Origin of the sequence: Bradyrhizobium sp. HKCCYLRH3097, from assembly GCF_051167875.1 — a bacterium.
GTDB lineage: Bacteria > Pseudomonadota > Alphaproteobacteria > Rhizobiales > Xanthobacteraceae > Bradyrhizobium.
The window spans coordinates 1-18,332 of sequence record NZ_JBNPTX010000011.1 but is presented as its reverse complement, the minus strand read 5'-3'; the positions used below and the strand labels follow the sequence as shown (position 1 = coordinate 18,332).

General features: G+C 65.3%; 13 protein-coding genes. 4 read left to right on the top strand and 9 right to left on the bottom strand.

The features are described 5' to 3' along the window. Positions 1-413: 413 nt before the first annotated feature. Positions 414-830 (top strand): hypothetical protein, encoded by a 417-nt coding sequence (locus ACQR0U_RS23935; RefSeq protein WP_316171622.1) that lies wholly within the window; start codon positions 414-416, stop codon positions 828-830. A gap of 177 nt (positions 831-1,007) precedes the next feature. On the opposite strand, the gene ACQR0U_RS23930 is transcribed toward ACQR0U_RS23935, so the two are convergent. From ACQR0U_RS23930 to pgm, 4 genes are all read right to left on the bottom strand, one after another. After that, the gene (locus ACQR0U_RS23930; protein ID WP_316226348.1) at positions 1,008-2,105 is read right to left on the bottom strand and encodes an alkene reductase; all 1,098 of its coding nucleotides are present in this window, start codon (positions 2,103-2,105) and stop codon (positions 1,008-1,010) included. 159 nt (positions 2,106-2,264) lie between these two features. Then, positions 2,265-2,768: a DUF1993 domain-containing protein gene (locus tag ACQR0U_RS23925; RefSeq protein WP_315717326.1), complete on the bottom strand. Its 504-nt coding sequence runs from the start codon at positions 2,766-2,768 to the stop codon at positions 2,265-2,267. Positions 2,769-3,206: 438 nt separating this feature from the next. After that, positions 3,207-4,442 carry a lytic murein transglycosylase gene (locus ACQR0U_RS23920; protein WP_315827133.1) on the bottom strand — a complete coding sequence of 412 codons (1,236 nt, stop codon included), beginning with the start codon at positions 4,440-4,442 and terminating at the stop codon, positions 3,207-3,209. Between the two features lie 232 nt (positions 4,443-4,674). Continuing rightward, entirely contained in the window at positions 4,675-6,315 is a 1,641-nt protein-coding gene (gene pgm / locus ACQR0U_RS23915; protein WP_316188106.1) for a phosphoglucomutase (alpha-D-glucose-1,6-bisphosphate-dependent), read from the bottom strand. 367 nt (positions 6,316-6,682) lie between these two features. Between pgm and ACQR0U_RS23910 the strand changes: the two genes are divergently transcribed. Next, positions 6,683-7,513: a hypothetical protein gene (locus tag ACQR0U_RS23910; RefSeq protein WP_315750382.1), complete on the top strand. Its 831-nt coding sequence runs from the start codon at positions 6,683-6,685 to the stop codon at positions 7,511-7,513. 25 nt (positions 7,514-7,538) lie between these two features. Here ACQR0U_RS23910 and ACQR0U_RS23905 read toward each other — a convergent pair whose 3' ends face one another. From ACQR0U_RS23905 to ACQR0U_RS23895, 3 genes are all read right to left on the bottom strand, one after another. Continuing rightward, positions 7,539-8,078 (bottom strand): hypothetical protein, encoded by a 540-nt coding sequence (locus tag ACQR0U_RS23905; protein ID WP_315826999.1) that lies wholly within the window; start codon positions 8,076-8,078, stop codon positions 7,539-7,541. Positions 8,079-8,091: 13 nt separating this feature from the next. Beyond that, positions 8,092-9,267: a zinc-dependent alcohol dehydrogenase gene (locus ACQR0U_RS23900; RefSeq protein WP_434842911.1), complete on the bottom strand. Its 1,176-nt coding sequence runs from the start codon at positions 9,265-9,267 to the stop codon at positions 8,092-8,094. 110 nt (positions 9,268-9,377) lie between these two features. Further along, a complete protein-coding gene (locus ACQR0U_RS23895; RefSeq protein WP_315717321.1) occupies positions 9,378-9,785 on the bottom strand; it encodes a hypothetical protein in 408 nt (135 codons plus the stop codon). A 347-nt stretch (positions 9,786-10,132) separates the two neighbouring features. Between ACQR0U_RS23895 and ACQR0U_RS23890 the strand changes: the two genes are divergently transcribed. After that, on the top strand, positions 10,133-11,431 hold the full coding sequence (locus tag ACQR0U_RS23890) for a TadE/TadG family type IV pilus assembly protein (RefSeq protein ID WP_315717320.1): 1,299 nt from the start codon (positions 10,133-10,135) through the stop codon (positions 11,429-11,431). Positions 11,432-11,449: 18 nt separating this feature from the next. Here ACQR0U_RS23890 and mdoH read toward each other — a convergent pair whose 3' ends face one another. Next, positions 11,450-13,579 carry a glucans biosynthesis glucosyltransferase MdoH gene (gene mdoH / locus ACQR0U_RS23885; protein WP_316167426.1) on the bottom strand — a complete coding sequence of 710 codons (2,130 nt, stop codon included), beginning with the start codon at positions 13,577-13,579 and terminating at the stop codon, positions 11,450-11,452. Continuing rightward, positions 13,567-15,072 carry a glucan biosynthesis protein G gene (locus tag ACQR0U_RS23880; protein ID WP_316167427.1) on the bottom strand — a complete coding sequence of 502 codons (1,506 nt, stop codon included), beginning with the start codon at positions 15,070-15,072 and terminating at the stop codon, positions 13,567-13,569. The genes mdoH and ACQR0U_RS23880 overlap by 13 nt, the downstream gene beginning before the upstream one ends. A 588-nt stretch (positions 15,073-15,660) precedes the next feature. Between ACQR0U_RS23880 and arsA the strand changes: the two genes are divergently transcribed. Continuing rightward, positions 15,661-17,430 (top strand): arsenical pump-driving ATPase, encoded by a 1,770-nt coding sequence (gene arsA / locus ACQR0U_RS23875; RefSeq protein WP_434842913.1) that lies wholly within the window; start codon positions 15,661-15,663, stop codon positions 17,428-17,430. Positions 17,431-18,332: the final 902 nt, after the last annotated feature.

The following is an 18,332-nucleotide window of genomic DNA, read 5'->3' as shown; positions in this document are numbered from 1 at the left end:
AAAGCGTGACGTGCCTCCGCTGCCGTAGGGTGGGCAAAGGCGCGCGTGCGATACTGCATGCCGCGAGCTCAACTCCACCGCGCGCCGTGCCCACCATTCCTTCCGCTTGCGCGGATGCACGGCGGGCACGTGACCGCCCTGCGGGCGGCTGCTTTGCCCACCCTACGCAGCCGGTATGAATCGTCGATGAGTCTGCTCACGATGGATTTTGGGCAATTATCCCGCTGACCTCGTGAACGAGATCGCTGCGCGCCTGTGGAATTTGCGAAGCATCGCGATTAGTTGCTACCGGTTTCCGCCAACTACGAACTTCCGCCACAGAACCCGACCAGCTATTGCGCATCGTATCGAGCAGCGAGGTGGCGCACATGAGCCGTAGATCTTCAAGCCTTGTATCGATCATCACGTCATCGATGGATGCCGTTCACCGGCCCCACGTGCCTCCTTGGATACGAGCGACAATCTCTGTCGTGCTTCTCGCTGGCAGTCTGGGGACGCATTCTCTGCTGCTTGGCGATGCGGCGGCGCGCGATCTCGATGGGCGTTACGCCAATTCTCCGCTCAAGGGCTGGTTCGAGAGTTTGCGTTCGGGCAAGGGGCCGTGCTGCTCGGATGCGGATGGCACCGCGCTCTCGGACACGGATTGGGACACGAAGGATGGCCGCTACCGTGTTCGCATTGAAGGCCAATGGTGGGTCGTTCCGGAAGAGGCCGTGGTGACCGAGCCCAATCGCGCCGGCCGGACGATGGTATGGCCCGTGTATTATCGCGAGCTGAATACGGGCCTGCGCATCGATGTGCGGTGCTTCCTGCCCGGCAGCATGATGTAGGTGGGGATGTGCCGGATCGCAGAAGCGCAGGGTGGGCAAAGGCGCGAAGCGAGATGTTGCGACAGGCGCGGCCTCTCGTGCGCCGTGCCCACCGCTCCCTCCGCTCTCGCGGAGGCATGGTGGGCACGCGGCCGCCCTGCGAGCGGCTGCTTTGCCAACCCTACGTGATGATGGCGACTACTCCGCCGCTTGCGCCGCCTTCAGCGTCGGATAGTCGGTGTAGCCCTTCTCGCCGCCGCCATAGAGGGTGGCGCGGTCGAGCTCGTTGAGCGGCGCGCTGACCTTGAGCCGCTCGACCAGATCCGGGTTGGCGATGAACGGCCGGCCGAAGGCGATCAGGTCGGCCGCGTTGGCATCGAGCTGTTTGTTCGCGAGCGCGAGGTCATAGCCGTTGTTGGCGATGTAGGTGCCCTTGAAGCGCTTGCGCAGCGACGCGTAGTCGAACGGCGCAACGTCGCGCGGGCCGCCGGTCGCCCCCTCGATCACGTGGATGTAGACCAGATTCAGCGCCGCGAGCCGGTCGACGATGTAGTCGAACAGCGCCTGCGGATTGGAATCCGAGATGTCGTTGGCCGGCGTCACCGGAGATAACCGAATGCCGGTCCTGTCGGCGCCGATCGCCTCCGACACGGCCTTGGCAACCTCGAGCATCAGCTTTGCGCGGTTCTCGATCGACCCGCCATAGGCGTCGGTGCGCTTGTTGGCGCCGTCCTTGGCGAACTGGTCGAGCAGATAGCCGTTGGCGCCATGGATCTCGACGCCGTCGAAGCCGGCCTCGATCGCATTCAGCGCGGCCTGCTTGAACGCCGCGACGATGCCGGGAATTTCCGCGAGCTCGAGCGCACGTGGCGTCGAGACGTCGGTGAACGCGCCGCCGACGAAGGTCTTGGTCTTGGCCGCGATCGCCGAGGGCGCGACCGGCGCACCGCCATTCGGCTGCAGCGAGACATGGGAGATACGGCCGACATGCCAGAGCTGGATGAAGATGCGCCCGCCCTTGGCATGCACCGCGTCGGTCACCTTGCGCCAGCCGGCGATCTGCTCCTTGGAATAGATGCCAGGCGTGTCCTGGTAGCCCTGGCCCTGCTGCGAGACCTGGCTGGCCTCGGAGATCAGGAGGCCGGCGGAGGCGCGCTGGCTGTAATATTCGGCCGTCAGCGGACCCGGCGCGAGGCCGTCCACCGCGCGGTTGCGGGTCAACGGCGCCATCACGACGCGATTGGCGAGGGTGACCGGACCGAGCTGATATGGCGCGAACAGTTTGGATGCACTCATCGGGATCTTTCCAGGAGAGGGGAGGGGGGTCATGGTGAGTTGTGCATTGCCGCGAACAGCGCAATGCCGCGAGGTATCCGTCCGGCGCAGACGTGCCGCGCGATGGAGCGGCCGCAACAGGCCATCCGTTGGATAGCCTGTTGCAATAGACGAAAGGGATCAGGCGACGCCCAGGAAGTCCCGCTTGCCGATTTCGACGCCGTTGTGGCGGAGGATGCCGTGGGCGATCGCGGCGTGGAAATAGAAGTTCGGAAACGAGACGCGGTTGACGAAGTCCTGCCCCTTCAGGGTCAGCGTGGTGTTGGGCCCGCTTGGAAAGGTGACGTCGCGGCTATCGGCCCCTTCGAACTGCGCCGGCTGGAACGTCTTCAGGTAATCGATGGTTCTGGCAAGCCGCTGGCGAAGCTCGGCGAACGTCGTCTCGGTGTCGGGCGTGCTCGGGACCTCGCTATGGGAAAGCCGCGCGCAGCCCTTGGCGGCGAAGTCGCAGGCGAGCTGGATCTGCTTGGAGAGCGGCAGCATGTCCGGATACAGCCGTGCGCCGAGCAGCACCTCGGGGGCGATCTTTTTGGCTTCGCAATGGGCCTCGGCCTTGCTGAGCAGGCCGGACAGGCTGCCGAGGATCTGGAGGTAGGCCGGCACGGTCGAATCGTAAAAGGACATGATGCTCTCTTTTGGCAGGAGACGTCGCGACGAAAGCGCGCGCCCTCGGAGATGGGGCGGCGTCCAAGAGAATGCAACTGCATCTTTCTGGTTTTTGCGGTCGCCGTGCATTCCAGTCGTTCACGCTGAGGTCACGGCGATTGTGGACGCGTCCCCTGGAGGATTTCCCCAAGCCGTGGCCGAAATGCCGGATCGAGGTCGTGGAGAACGACGAGCCTGGGTGGCCGAACAGGGTCAGGATGAAGATCGGCGCTACAAGCCAAATCGGGCTTCAATTGCCCGTCTGCTCGCGCTTTTGTCCTGAGCGATCATCTGGCCGTCCAATTCCGAGGTGATAAATTGGAATAGCGAAGAGCGGACGACACGGTCGCATGAAGTCGGACAATAAGTCATCTGCAATTGAGAGACGAGGAGCGCCGCGCGATGATGTCGGCTCACCTACCGTGTCGCTGTCGCTGAAGCCGGCGCCGCCTGCGCCCGCGGCGTGCCGCGCATGCGTACGAGCAGTTCCGCCGTTGGCCAGGAATCGGCCGGCAGCCCGAGCCGCACCTGCATCGTTTTGACCGCGATGCGGCTCTGCTGCCCCAGCACGCCATCGACCTTGCCGACGTCGAAGCCGGCCTTTACCAGGAGTTGCTGCAGCTCCTTGATCTCGTTGAACGGCAGTTGCGCGACCGGGCCGCTGGCTTTGCGCATCGGCGCCGCGCCGGCGATGCGGGTGGCGAGATAGGCCGCGGTGGTCGAATAGATCAGCGAATTGTTCCACTCGGTGTAGGCGGCGAAATTGGCATAGGCCAGGAACGCCGGGCCGTTGCGGCCCATCGGCAGCAGCACCGAGGCTTCGAGCGCATCGTTCGGCAGCGGCCGGCCGTCGGCATAGGTCACGCCGAGGCCGGCCCATTTGCTGCGCGGCGCCTTGACGGTGAGATCGGCCTGCTCCCACGGAAACGCCTGGGGCACGCGGATCTCCTCCAGCCACGGCTCGCCGCGGCGCCATTTCAGTCCGGTCGCGATGTAGTTCGCGGTCGAGCCGATCACGTCGGGCGCGCTGCGCAGGAGGTCGCGGCGGCCATCGCCGTCATAGTCGACGGCATAGGTGACGTAGTGGGTCGGCAGGAACTGCGTCTGACCGAGCTCGCCGGCCCAGGAGCCGATCATCTCCTCCGGCGCGAGATCGCCGCGGTCGATGACCTTCAGCGCGGCGATGGTCTCATTCTGGAAGCGCTCGCTGCGGCGGCAATCATAGGCCAGCGACACCAGCGACGGCAGCACCGGCAGATTGCCCATGTTGGCGCCGAAATCGCTCTCCAGGCCCCAGAACGCGGCGATGACCGCCGGGGGCACGCCATACTCCTTCTCAGCGCGCGCGAACGCTGCCGCATGCATCCGGATGTGCTGCTGGCCGTTCTGCATCCGGTAGGGCGCGGCCATCCGGCCGGCGAACTCGGTGAACAGTTGACCGAACACGCGCTGGCCGCGGTCGCGATTGACGATGCCCTGGTTGTAGGTGAGGTACGGCGAGGCGGCCGCGATCGCGCGCTGCGACACGCCTTCGGCAATGGCGCGTTGCTTCAGCTCGGCGAGAAACCGGTCGAAGCTCTGGCCGTTATGGCAGGCCGCGGCGCGCATCGATGGCGCCGGCTTCGGACGTGGTGCGGCCGCCTCCGGCGCCATTTGCGCCGCGGCGCTGACAACCAGCATGAACGAGGTTGCGAGCGCGCTGAAGGTGACGCGCAAGGCAGTCGAAGAGCTTCGCATCCGGTCTCACCGATGGCTGTCAGGTCGTTGTCCAGCCATCGATATCCGATGCGGGGGGCGGGAGGGAAGGGGGCAGGGGCGAATAGCGAATGGCGAATGGGAAACGGCGAGAACCCTATTCGCTACGCCCTATTCGCTACTCGCCCTTTCATCCCACCTTCGCCAGCGCCGCCTGGGCCTCGCTCTGGATCCGCTTGAGATGCTCGGCGTCGCGAAAACTCTCGGCATAGAGCTTGTTGACGTCCTCGGTGCCGGAGGGTCGCGCCGCGAACCAGCCGTAGTCGGTCTCGACCTTGATGCCGCCGAACGACTGGCCGTTGCCCGGAGCCTTCGTATGCACCATGCGAACGGGATCGCCGGCGAGCTCCTTCAGGTTCAGCATTTCCGGCGTCAGCGCCTTCAGCGCCGCCTTTGCCGGCGGGCTCGCCGGCACGTCGATGCGCTCATAGACCGGCGCGCCGAGCTCGGCCGTCAGCTCCTTGTAGAGCTCGCTCGGGTCGCGGGCGCGCCTGGCCATGATCTCGGCCGCGAGCAGCCCGAGGATCAGGCCGTCCTTGTCGGTGGTCCACACCGTGCCGTCGCGCTTCAGGAACGAGGCGCCTGCGCTCTCCTCGCCGGCGAAGCCGAAACTGCCGGAGCCGAGGCCCTCGACGAACCATTTGAAGCCGACGGGGGTTTCGACGAGCTTGCGGCCGAGCTTGCGTGCGACGCGGTCGATCATCGAGCTCGACACGATGGTCTTGCCGATCGCGGCATCGCTTCGCCAACCGGGCCGGTGAGCGAACAGGTAGGAGATCGCCGTCGCTAGATAGTGGTTGGGATTCATCAGCCCGCCCGAGCGGGTGACGATGCCATGGCGGTCGGCGTCGGTGTCGTTGGCAAACGCGACGTCGAAGCGCTCGCGCATGCCTATCAGGCTCGCCATCGCGTAGGGCGAGGAGCAGTCCATGCGGATCTTGCCGTCCCAGTCCGCGGTCATGAAGCGGAAGGTGGGATCGACGACGTCGTTGACGATTTCAGCGTTGAGACCGTAGCGCTCGATGATCGGCGCCCAGTAGGCGATCGCCGCGCCACCGAGCGGATCGATGCCGATCTTGATCCCGGCCGCCTTGACGGCGTCGAGATCGACGGTGTTGGCGAGATCGGCGACGTAGGGCGTGATGTAGTCGTAAGCGTGCAACGAGCCGCGCTGCTTGGCCTGGCTGTAGCTGATGCGCGATACGCCATCGAGGTCGTTGGCCAGATACACATTGGCCTGCCGCTCGATCTCGGCCGTCGCGTCCGTGTCGGCGGGGCCGCCATGCGGCGGGTTGTATTTGTAGCCGCCATCCTCCGGCGGATTGTGCGACGGCGTGATGACGACGCCGTCGGCGAGATGCGCCGTGCGGCCCTTGTTGTAGGAGATGATGGCGTGCGAGATCACCGGCGTCGGCGTGTAGCCGCCGTCCTTGTCGACCATCACCTCGACGCCATTGGCGCCGAACACTTCGAGCGCGCTGGCAAGCGCCGGCTCGGCCAGAGCGTGGGTGTCGATGCCGACGAAGAGGGGGCCGTCGAGGCCCTGCTGGCGGCGGTAGTCGCAGAGCGCCTGGCTGGTGGCGAGAATGTGGTTCTCGTTGAAGCCGGTCTTCAACGATGAGCCGCGATGGCCCGACGTGCCGAACGCGACGCGCTGGGTCGGCTCGTGCGGGTCGGGCTTCAGCGCGTAATAGGCCGTGATCAGCCGCGGAATGTTGGCGAGCGCGGCATTGGCGATCGGCCTGCCGGCTGCGGGGTCTGTCTTGGCCATGGAGCATCCTTCGCAAGTTCGAGAAACATCTGCGGCGGCGCTTCGTTCCGCCGCGGCAGGCGCAGGGAACGCGGGGCGTCGCGACGAACCTGCCGCAACATGGCGGCGCGCGGTGATCCGATCAACGGAATTCGTGCACGCCCCCCGCGGCGGCGTGAGGCCTATTTGATATCCGCTGAGGGAATGCCGGGTTCTCGCGGTCGAGGCCGGCCAATGTCGCCGCCTTGTGCGCGCGACATTAACCACGCCTCACTGAGTCCGCGTGCCGGGACCGGCGCTTAAGCCTGAGTTTAACGGATGGCCGTTGAAATAGCAGGCCGGAGCAGAGGCGCGTCTCGTGCGCGGGAGAGTCGTCAGGAGCGGAAAAGTGAGAGCGCTTTGTCTCGGCGCGTTGGCCGTCGTTTCAACCTTGGCCCTGGCCGGCTGCAGCCACCAGGTGACGCCGCAGGTGGCCTCGCCTTGCGTCGATCTGAGCGGAAGGCCCTGCGTGGACGGTCCCGTCGCCGACCAGTCGCCGCAATCATTGGAGCCTGCCGACACGATCCACAAGCCTGCAGCCGCGGTCGCGCGCCGCGCGGCTCTGCAGCACAAGCACGCCCGCGCCGCAAAGCGCCGGGTCAAGTCGCCAATCGTCACCGCCAAGACGATTGAAAAGCCGATTGAAAAGGCGATTGACAAACCGATCGAAAAGCCGCTCGCGGCACCGGCGCGCACGCCGCGGCCCGATCCGGTCGCGCCGGCTGACGGCGCGCCCGCGCCGGTGATCAAGACCCCCTCCGTCACGACGGATATGCCGAATCCGGCCAAGGTCCAGAGCGACGTCATGGTGGCTGCGGTGACGGTGGCGGCCGAGCTGGCCGAGCGGATGACCGCGCTGCGTGTCCCAGAGGGGCCCGCCGACAGTCATCTCGTCGCGGTGCTGCTGGCGCGTCCCACCGTGCGCGGATTGGGCGATCTCAGCGGCAAGGTGATCGCGATCGACGAGCGCTACGCCAAGTCCAACGCGAAGATCACCGCGGCCATGAATGCGGCCGGTGCGACGGAGGTGCTGCTGCTGGAAGGGCAGGCCACCGCGATCACCCGGTTGAACAATGGCGAGGTGAGCGCGGCCGTGGTGGCCCTGGTCTCGCCGGAGGCCGCGGAGGCGTTTCCGAAGGTCGCGGGCTTTCGCCTGTTCTCTGTCGTCCTGAAGCCGTAGCTTCAGGACGCTTGTCACAGGCCGGCTAGGTCGCGGCGGCGCTGCGCGACGGCCGCGGCAGCGCCGCGCCCTTCACGGCCGCGATTCCCCTGGGAAAGCCGCTGCGGTCGCTATAGAGGCGCTTGCGGCCGCGTCGCGGATCGTGCTGCCTCTTGACGTCCTGGGCGCACATGTAGTCCAGCGCCGTGATGCCTCCGACCATGACCAGCGCCGCCAGCACGCTGCCCGCGCGCGGATTGCTCGGCCTGAGCTCACCGGCCAGCGTCAGCATGTCCAGCCCGTCGCCGGCGACGCGGCTCAGCAGGCCGGCCCGCTTCTCCACCGACAGCGTGAGCACGCCGGCGAACAGCTCGCGCACGCCATAGGCCCGCACCAGTCCCTCGCGGCCCTCCATGCCGAGCGCATGCGTGACGCGGTGCGGCGCCAGCAGCTCCAGCGTGCCGAGCACGATGCTGAACCAGCCGAGCCCGCGGGCCAGACGATCGGCCGGCGTCAGCGAGCTGGGGCCGGTCGAGATGATCTTGGGGTCGCCCTTGGATCTCACGAGATTCGAGAAATGAAACATGCGATGCGATCCCTTATGGCTTCAGCACGACCTTGACGCAGCTGTCCTGCTTGTCGCGGAAGGCGCGGTACATCTCAGGTCCCTGCGCGAGCGGCACGGTGTGGGTGATGACGAAGGACGGGTCGATCTGGCCATCCTCGATGCGCTGCACGAGGTCGTCCGTCCAGCGGTTGACGTGGGTCTGGCCAGTGCGGATCGTCAGGCCCTTGTTCATCAGCGCGCCCATTGGCACCATGTCGGACAGCCCGCTGTAGACGCCGGGGATCGAGACGATGCCGCCGGGACGGCAGACATAGATGATCTCGCGCAGCACGTGCGGCCGGTCGTTCTCGAGCATGAACATCTGCTTGGCGCGATCGATCACGCTGTCGGGCTGCGCAAGGGTGACGTGGCTCTCGAAGCCGACGCAATCGATGCACTTCTCCGGGCCCTTGTTGTCGGTCAGCTCGTTCAGCCGCCCGACCACGCTCTCCTTGTCGAAATTGAGGGGGATGGCGCCGCCGGCCTCGGCCATCGCCAGCCGCTCCGGAATGCGGTCGATCGCAATCACCTGGGAGGCGCCGAGCAGGATGGCGCTGCGGATCGCCATCTGTCCCACCGGGCCGCAGCCCCACACAGCGACCGTATCGTCCGGCTCGATGTCGCATTGCGCGGCCGCCTGCCATCCGGTCGGGAAGATGTCGCTGAGAAACAGCGCCTGCTCGTCCGTCATGCCGTCGGGAACCTTGATGTGCGTGGCGTCGGCGAACGGCACGCGCAGGTATTCGGCCTGGCCTCCCGGATAGCCGCCGGTGAGATGCGTGTAGCCGAACAGGCCCGCAGTGGTGTGTCCGAACACCTTCTCGGCAAGATGCTTGTTGCGGTTGGTGGTCTCACAAACCGAGAAATTGCCGCGCCGGCACTGCTCGCATTCGCCGCAGATGATGGTGAAGGGAACGACGATGCGGTCGCCCTTCTTGAGCTTGCCGTTGACGCCGGAACCGACCTCGACGACCTCGCCCATGGTCTCGTGGCCCATGATATCGCCGGGCATCATCGCCGGGATGTAGTTGTGGAACAGATGCAGGTCGGAGCCGCAGATCGCGCAGCTCGTCACCTTGATGATGGCATCCCTGTCATGCTCGATCTCGGGATCGCTGACGGTGTCGCAGCGAATGTCCTCTTTGCCATGCCAAACCAGCGCCTTCATACGGTCCTCCGGACAGAATGTTGCGGAGGCAAGTCGAAGGGCGCGGCGATGGTTGCTATCGAGCGCGGAATTTTCCGGAGTGGCGCGGCGTCCCGCGCTCGATGGCCGGCTCAGGCCTTCCGGGCGGCCTTCTTCGGCGCGGGCCTCGCAGGATCCCTCCTGGCAGCCTTGCCAGCCTGTTTGCCGCCTTGCGGCTTGGCCGCCGCACCGTCGGCCTTCTTCTCCGGCTGCTTGGTCTCCGGCTTCCTGGGCAGCTCCGCGGCGGCGGCCTGGCGCATCGCGCGAGCGTAGCTGTCGGCGACGTTGTCGGCGGAGATCAGGAGCCGTCGGGCGGCGGCATTGGCCTGCTCGACCGCCTCGCGGGCGAGCAGCTTGAAGCGCTCCTTGGCGTCCTTGTCCTTGGCCTTGACGGCCATGCCGTTGAAGCGGTCCTTGCGCTTCTTCGCCGCTGCCAGAATGGCCTTGTTCTGCTGCTTGGCCAGTTGCCGGATCACGGCATCAAGATCGGCATCCGCCATCGTCGTCCCCAACTCCCCCAGAGAATCAGCGCGCCCCGGCGCTGCAAACCGCGCGGACTATGCAATCGGTGCCGCCGCTTTGCAATCGGGGTACCAGAGGAGGGGTGCCGCGCCGATCAGGGGCGGCGGGCCGATGAGATCCGTCCGGCATTCGATGCCGGGGCCCGCAAAAAAAAGCGTCCGCATGGCGGTCATGTCGCTCCGAGTGGTGCAACGGCACCGCAGAAAGGCCGCTTACGACAATCGGAAACGCAACGTAACCAATTCTCGGCAATTCCATCAATTCCAATGCAACGCTTGATCCGCAACATTCCCGGCAACATCACCGTGTTCGTTGGAGTGTGGCCGTGCTGGCCGGAAATAGATACCTCAGGCTATTGTCGCGGTTCCGTCGCGACCAGAGCGGCAACATCGCGATCATCTTCGCGCTTGCTTTGCTCCCGATCCTCGCCTTCGTCGGCTCGGCGATCGACTATTCGATGGCCGTGCGCGCCAAGGCGAAGCTGTCGGCTTCGATGGACGCCGCGATGCTGGCCGCGACCGGCTACACCGCCATGCGCGGCGCCGCGTCGGACGCCAAGACGGCGGCGACCAACATGTTCAACGGCCAGATGTCGGCGCACAATCTGGCGGCGGACTCGCTGAACATCGATATCAGCGATAGCGTCACCGCGCGGACCGTGACCGGCAGCGCCACCGTGGTGGTCAAGACGGCCTTCATGCACATGTTCGGCTACCCGACCATGACGGTCTCGGCCTCGTCGTCGGCTTCGGCCTCGTTCCCGACCTACATGGACTTTTACGTTCTGCTCGACAACTCGCCGTCGCAGGGTCTCGGCGCGACCACGGCCGACATGACGACGCTGCAGAATGCGACGTCCGACAAGTGCGCCTTCGCCTGCCACGACACCTATACGTCCAGCTCGAAGAAGACGCTGCAGACCAACAGTTATTATTCCATCGCCAAGAAGAAGGGCGTGACGATGCGCATCGACGTCGTCCGGAGCGCGACGCAGTCGCTCACGGACACGGCGACCGCCAGCCAGGTCGTCAGCAACCAGTACCGCATGGCGGTGTACAGCCTGGGCAGCGACTGCGGCTCGCTCGGCCTGACGACCATCGCCAGCCTGTCCTCGAGCATGTCCTCGGTGAAATCGTCGGTCGGTTCGCTCGACCTGATGACGATCCCCTACAGCGGCTACAACAACGACATGTGCAGCGATTTCGACGGTGCGATGTCCGCGATGAACGGCGTCATCCCGACCCAGGGCGATGGCTCGTCGACCAGCCCGCAGAAATGGCTGTTCTTCGTCTCCGATGGCGTCGCCGACTATTCCTATCCGACCACCTGCAGCAAGACAGTTCTCTCGGGCGGCCGCTGCCAGGAACCGCTGAACACGACGACCTGCGATGCGTTGAAGGCTCGTGGCATCAAGATCGCCGTGCTCTACACCACCTATCTCGCGATCACCAACAACAGCTGGTACACGACCTATATCGCGCCATGGCGGGATTCGATCAGCGGCATCATGAAATCGTGCGCCAGCCCGGGCTACTACTACGAGGTCGATTCGAGCGGCAGCATCGGCGCAGCGCTTACCGCGCTGTTCCAGCAGGCGATCGCATCGGCGCATCTGACCAAATAGGGCAGGTCGTCCAGGCGCTCATGCGGGAAGTGCGACGAGCTGCTCCAGCGTCGCGCCATCCCTGAGCACGGCCAGGATCTCACGGCGCGACAGGAAGCGGATCGCCTGCGTGAACGAGCCGGCCCCCGCGATCCGCGCTTTGGCGGTGGCGAGGTCGACGTCGATGTCGCCCGGCTCGCGACGCCGAGGCGGCGGCAGGGACGCAACGTGCTGGCGGCAGAGACCGGCGTTCTGGCGCAGTTCGACCAGCGCCGCCCGGCGATCCGGCCGCAGATTCTCCGCAAGCTGCTTGGCGCGGAACAGCACCGGCGGCGGAGCGCGATCCTCGGGCGTCGTGAACAGGCGGGCGCCGGTGCTGCGGCCGCCCGTGAGCAGACCGATCGGAATCGACAGCACGAGGCCGGCGATGACCGGCGACATCCAGGCCAGCAGGGGGACGGAGACGGCATAGGCGCTCGCCGCCATGACCAGGCCGCATACCGTCGGCAGCGCGAATTTGCGAAGGATCTCCTGCGGGCTCACCCCGCCGTCGCTGCGGCGCTGCACCTGCCAGCCGGCGTCGCGCCCCATCAGGATTTCGATCACGGCGATCGACTGGAAGATCATCATCGAAGGCGCGATCAGGGCCGCGAGCAGCGTTTCCGCCAGCACGGCGACGCAGAGGCGCAACCCGCCGCCAAAGCCTCGGCGTCGCGTCGGCGTGAACAACGTGAAGAGGCAGGCGAGCAGCTTCGGCACCATGAGCAGGCCGAGCGTCGCCGCGAAGACCTGGGCGGCGAGCACCGGGTCCTGAGCCGGCCAGGTCGGAAACAGCGCAAAGCCCTTGGGGAAATATTCGGGCCTGACGAAGTTGGCCTGCAGCGAGATGAGGATGCCGAGCACGAGAAAGGCAAACCACAACGGCGCGGTGACATAGGCGCCGATGCCGATCAGCAGATGCAGCCGCGACACCCAGTGCAGGCCGCGCGCCGGCAGCACGGCGAGATGCTGCAGATTGCCCTGGCACCAGCGCCGGTCGCGCGCGGCGTGATCGATCAGCGACGGCGGCACCTCCTCGAAGCTGCCGTCGAGATCGACCGTCATGTAGATTCCCCAGCCGGCGCGGCGCATCAGGGCGGCTTCGATGAAATCGTGGCTCAGGATATGTCCGCCGAACGGCTTGCGCCCGGGGAGCTCGGGCAGCGCCGCGTCTTGCGCGAAGGCCGCGACCCGGATGATCGCATTGTGGCCCCAGTAATTGCCTTCCGCGCCATACCACCACGCATTGCCGGCCGCGATCATCGGGCCGTACAGCCGGCTCGCGAACTGCTGCAGCCGCGCGAACAGGCTGGTGCCGTTGACGATCACGGGCAGGGTCTGGATCAGCGCCGCCTGCGGCGCGTTCTCCATGGCATGGGCCAGCCGGACCACGGTCGCGCCGCTCATCAGGCTGTCGGCATCAAGAATGATCATATAGTCGTAGGCCGCGCCGAAGCGCTGCACCCAGTCGGCGATGTTGCCGGACTTGCGGGCGACATTGTCGGCCCGGTGGCGGTAGAACACCCGATCTGTGCCGCAGGATTGGCGCAGATCGACGAACGCAGCCTCTTCGCCGATCCAGATGTCGGGATCGGTGGTGTCGCTGAGCAGAAACCAGTCGAAGCGCTCGGCCTGTCCCGTCCCGGCGACCGATTCGATCATGGCGCGCAGCCGCACCATCACCGCGTCCGGATCCTCATTGTAGGTCGGCAGCAGCATGGCTGTGCGGCCGGACAAAGAGGGCAGGGGACCGTCGATGTCGATCGCGATCGTATCGCGCCGCCGCCCCAGCAGGGCGCAGAAGCCGGCCAGCGCGCAAACGAAGGCAAAGGCGATCCACGCGAGCAGGATCGAGAACAGCACGAGTACCATGCCTTCCAGCACGGTCACGCCACCGACCTCGACGACCTCGTACATCTTGTAGCAGCCCGCCAGCGTCAGCGCCGCGGTGCCGGCGAAGATGAGAGCGCGCCGGAATGCGATGCGGCCGCCGCTCGTGATGGCACGTCGGCCGGGCGCGGCATGATTGAGTGGCGACGGCACCATCGCGAGCGGCGCCTCGGCCGGGAGAAAGCTCGCGTCGCTAGCCTCATAGGTCGGACGCGGCTGCGCTGCGGTCATGGCGTCCATCGATAGACCCAGGTTTCGGATACGGGCTTGTCGTTGGCAACCAGTTCGGCCCTGAGCTCGACCGGCGCATCGCCGACCGCGCATTGGAAGCTGAGCCGCCAACCTTGCGTCTCCGGGTTCGGCTGCGCGACGATGTTCGTCACCTCGGATTTCGCCGCGCTGACCACGCCCTTGACGATGTTCGGATCGAGGCTCTTCAAGGCGTCGCCTTGGAGCTCGAGAACGAACAGCCGGCCTTCGCCGCGGGTGGCCACGCCAGTGCGCGTGAAGCGCGCCAGCGTATTCGGCTTCGGCACATCGGGCCCCCAGTGCAGGCGATAGGTCATGTTGTGCTCGCCCTTGGCCGCGAGCGGCGTCTTCGGCCGCCAGAAGGCGGCGATGTTGTCGTGGATTTCCTGGTTGGTGGGGATCTCGAACAGCACCACCGCGCCGTCACCCCAGTCGCCGATCGGCTCGATCCACAGGCTCGGCCGCCGTTCGAAATGCGATTCGAGATCCTGATAGGCGGTGTATGTCCGTTCCCGCTGCATCAGGCCGAAGCCGCGCGGATTGAGGTCGTTGAATACGCTGACCTGCAGGTCGCGCGGATTGCTGAGGGGGCGCCACAACTGCTCGCCCTTGCCGTTGAACATCGCAAGCCCGTCGGAATCGTGCACGGCGGGGCGGAAATCGTCGACGTCGTTGCGGTCGTTGGGTCCGAAGAAGAACATGCTGGTCATCGGCGCCAGTCCGGCGTGAGCGATCTCGACGCGCGGATACAGCGATGCCTCGACGTCGAATACGGTGGTCTCGCCAGGGCGGATCGTGAACCGGTAGGAGCCCGTCGCGCTCTTGCTGTCGAGCAGCGCATGCACCACCATTGCGGTGGCGCCTTGCGTCGGCTTCTCCAGCCAGAACGCCTTGAACACCGGAAACTCCTCGCCCTTGGCCTCGCCGGTGTCGATCGAGAGCCCGCGCGCCGACAGTCCGTAAATCTCACCCTTGGCGACGGCGCGAAAATAGCTCGCGCCGAGGAACACACAGACCTCGTCGTAGTAGTCCGGCCGGTTCATCGGCGCGTGGACGCGGAAGCCGGCAAAGCCGAGATCGGCCGCCGGGAAGGCCGGGACTTGCTGACCGAATGCAAAGTCCTCGGGTCGATAGGCCACGGGGCTGGCTTTGCCGTCCGCAACCTCATAGATCTCGACCCGGTCCTTGTAGATCGAGCCGCGATGGAAGAACTGCGCCTGGAACGGCAGGTTCTCACTGCGCCACAGCGCATGGTCCGGCAAGAACCGAATCGAGCGGTAGGCGTCGTAGTTCAGCTTCGCCAGCGCGTCCGGCAGCTTGTCATCCGGCGCAGCGTAGGGCTTGGCGGCGAGATTGCGCGCGAGGTCGCGCACATAGGCCGCATTGAACGGCTGCGCCGCAGGCGGCGCGGCTGATGCGCTCCGCGTCAAGGATGCGGCGACCGGGATCGCAGCCGCAGATTGAATGAACTGACGGCGATTCAACTTATTCTCGCTTTGCTGCATGGAACTGCGGAGCAACATTTCTGAAGGCGTCGGGTTCCATCGGAAGTCAACGAGAGGGGGCTGCTTTGGAGTCCCTTCCTGCTGAACGCGCCACCGGCGATCCCGCCGGCGCGTGCAGATCATGGGCGCGCCGTTCTGAACGCAACGTGAGCGACGGACCTGCGTGACAAACTTGGAGCCGAGACGTGAACATTCGACCTGCTCGCCAGCCACGGCAATTTCGCTTCTCGTGGCTTACGCTGGAAGGCTTGGGGCTGCATCCGGGGCCGGGCCGCCGGTCTTCCACGTCGTGGAATCGCAGACAGCAGCTGCCGCAATGCCGACGACTGTTGCGCTCCGCGGCACGATTGTTGACTTATCGCAATTAAGGAATCCGGCCGAGGCTCTACCAGTCGATTGGTCTGCAGCAGCCGATCCAGGCGGGGAGGATGACTGGTCACCCGAAAGGACGTCAAAGTCAGTCGGGCATTCCAGGGTTATGCACAGGATCGAACGAACGTCGGCGACAAAAATCGTATTGGCTCCCGGGTCGGCAATGTCGCACACAATCACTTGGAAGGGATTTGAATGCTTCGATTGCGTGCGCTGAACGCTCCGACGCCATTTCTCTTTTTCACTGGCAAGGGCGGTGTGGGCAAGACGTCGCTCGCTTGTGCGACCGCCATCAGTCTCGCGGACCGTGGGTTGCGTGTCCTTCTGGTCAGCACCGATCCTGCGTCGAACCTCGACGAGATGTTGGAAGTTGAACTAACTGACAGTCCAGTGCCGGTGCCGAACGCGGCAGGGCTCTTCGCGATGAATATCGACCCTGAGACCGCAGCCGAGAGCTACCGAGCTCGCGTGCTTGAACAGCTCGAGCCCACGGTGACCGATCAGGAGAGATCGACCATACGCGAGCAGCTTTCCGGCGCATGCACCACCGAGATTGCCGCATTCGACGAGTTCGTCGGATTGCTCGACGGAGACAGAGCGGGTTACGACCATATCATCTTCGATACGGCCCCGACCGGCCACACCCTGCGGCTCCTGAGCCTGCCGAAGGCTTGGACCGGTTTTCTGAAGGACAACAGCCGCGGCGCCTCCTGCCTCGGCCCGCATTCCGGTTTGAAGATGCAGGAGGATCGTTTTCGACAAGCGCTTCAGGCGCTGAGCGATCCGAGGCGGACGACCGTGGTCCTGGTGACCCGCGCCGACCGGAGCGCAATCCGGGAGGCGGCGCGAACGTCGAGCGAACTTGATGGGCTCAATCTCACCAATCAGACGCTCGCCGTGAACGGACGCTTTCACGCCACTGACCCTACTGACGCGGTCGCAAGTTCACTCGAGCGGGATCAGGATGAGGCTCTCGCCTCGATGCCGGACTCGCTGCGTAAGCTGCCGCGGGACGAAATCCCACTGGTTGGGTTCGACATTGTGGGTCTCGCGGCGCTCAGGGCAGTGTTGTCGTCGTCCGGTCCACGGCTTGAGACGTCGACTGGCGAACAAGTTGGAGTGCCGGTTGACGTGCAGGGACTCGACCGTCTGGTCGATGACATCGCTCACCGCAATCGCGGCCTCATCATGGTCATGGGTAAGGGCGGCGTCGGGAAGACGACGATTGCGGCTGCCATCGCTGTCGGCCTCGCGAGGCGCGGGCATGCCGTCCACCTCAGCACGACCGATCCAGCGGCCCACGTCACGGATGTCGTTGACGCCGCGAGCCCAGGGCTGACGGTGGACCGGATCGATCCTCGGCGCGAGACGGAGCGCTATGTCGCGAAAATACTAGCGAGCCGCGGCCGCGACCTGGATGAGCAGGGCAAGGCGCTCCTGCTTGAGGACCTGGCTTCGCCCTGCACGGAGGAAGTCGCCGTTTTCCATGCCTTCTCGCACGTGGTTGCGGAGGCTCGGAGCGCCTTTGTGGTGCTCGATACGGCGCCGACCGGTCATACCCTGCTCCTACTCGATGCGACCGGGGCCTATCATCGCCAGTTGACGAGCCAATTGGAGCCGGGCGGTGCCGGCCGGGTGATCACGCCGCTGATGCGGTTGCAGGATTCCACCTACACGCAGATCATCCTGGTGACCCTGCCGGAAACGACGCCCGTTTCGGAGGCCGCCGCTCTCCAGGAGGACCTGCGGCGCGCCGGCATCGAGCCGTTCGGTTGGGTGATCAACAAATGCCTCGCCGCCTCCGGAACTCGCGATCCCCTGCTGCGGGCGCGGATTGCCAGAGAGCGGATGCAGATCGCTCGTGTTCAGGACAGCTTGGCCAAGCGCGCTTTCATCATGGCGTGGCGAAGCAAGCCTCCCATCGGCATCGAGGAGCTGGAGACGTTATCGATGCCGAGTTCTTGATCACGTTCAGCTCGATCGCGATCTGGTCTCCCCCTATCGGGATCACGTCTTCATTGCCCGATCGCAGGATATGGCGAGATCAGGGGCCGAGTTTGTTGCGGTCGTTGCGACGCAGCGACGGCGAAAATCCCCGCCCGCCCGTCGGGCAAATCGGCCGCTCAGTTTTGTTGGATTCGCGGCGCGCGCTCTCCTCTCATGGCCTGTCGAGCTGTCAATTCTATGTGCGCCGATGGACTGATTTCGTCAGCCAGTTCAGCTGGATCACTCGTGTCCAGTCCCATCGGCAAAAATATTCTTGTTTCCATTTTTCAGAATTTGATGTTCACTCCGCTCGTCCCGCCTCGATCTGAGGGGCGTATCGCGGTCGTCACGAACGTGGGGTGCGGGATGCGATGGGCGTATCGAACCGCAGCGCGAGCGATCGTGCCGACGAACGGTTTGATGCGCACGATCAAGCCGTGTGGTCCTGATCTCCCGGTGCTGAGATCAAGTTCGCGCCGACGATGGCGCTGATGACAGGGGCAAGACAGCCGGTCCCTGGGGAGAGCACGGAGTAAGCCGTAAAGCCATCGCGCAGGGAAGGCCGGGATGTCCCAGCCGAACCTGTGGTTCCTGCCCCGTGCATTTCTTTCGCACGGGGGCCATGGGGGCGGCGAGCTCCCGGTCTTCCCTGCGCCCTCTGTATTCAAGGGGGCAAACGAACAGCAAAGCTCGGGCGCCGATGCGCCGCGAGAAGGTGATCTTATGTCTCTCCACGTCATTGCGAGGCGCCCTTGCGCCGAAGCAATCCAGGGCTCAGCGCGCGACTCTGGATTGCTTCGCTTCTGTTCAGCCCGGGGACATAGCTGACGGGTGTTCGGGGAGATGGTTGACACTTCAAAATCGGCTCGATTCGTCAAGCA

What these genes read in the sequence shown, in the direction of transcription:
- ACQR0U_RS23905 (WP_315826999.1), bottom strand. Translation starts at nt 8,078, where the DNA reads ATGTTTCATTTCTCGAATCTCGTGAGATCCAAGGGCGACCCCAAGATC.
- arsA (WP_434842913.1), top strand. Translation starts at nt 15,661, where the DNA reads ATGCTTCGATTGCGTGCGCTGAACGCTCCGACGCCATTTCTCTTTTTC.
- ACQR0U_RS23935 (WP_316171622.1), top strand. Translation starts at nt 414, where the DNA reads ATGGATGCCGTTCACCGGCCCCACGTGCCTCCTTGGATACGAGCGACA.
- pgm (WP_316188106.1), bottom strand. Translation starts at nt 6,315, where the DNA reads ATGGCCAAGACAGACCCCGCAGCCGGCAGGCCGATCGCCAATGCCGCG.
- ACQR0U_RS23900 (WP_434842911.1), bottom strand. Translation starts at nt 9,267, where the DNA reads ATGAAGGCGCTGGTTTGGCATGGCAAAGAGGACATTCGCTGCGACACC.
- ACQR0U_RS23920 (WP_315827133.1), bottom strand. Translation starts at nt 4,442, where the DNA reads ATGGCGCCGGAGGCGGCCGCACCACGTCCGAAGCCGGCGCCATCGATG.
- ACQR0U_RS23930 (WP_316226348.1), bottom strand. Translation starts at nt 2,105, where the DNA reads ATGAGTGCATCCAAACTGTTCGCGCCATATCAGCTCGGTCCGGTCACC.
- mdoH (WP_316167426.1), bottom strand. Translation starts at nt 13,579, where the DNA reads ATGGACGCCATGACCGCAGCGCAGCCGCGTCCGACCTATGAGGCTAGC.
- ACQR0U_RS23895 (WP_315717321.1), bottom strand. Translation starts at nt 9,785, where the DNA reads ATGGCGGATGCCGATCTTGATGCCGTGATCCGGCAACTGGCCAAGCAG.
- ACQR0U_RS23925 (WP_315717326.1), bottom strand. Translation starts at nt 2,768, where the DNA reads ATGTCCTTTTACGATTCGACCGTGCCGGCCTACCTCCAGATCCTCGGC.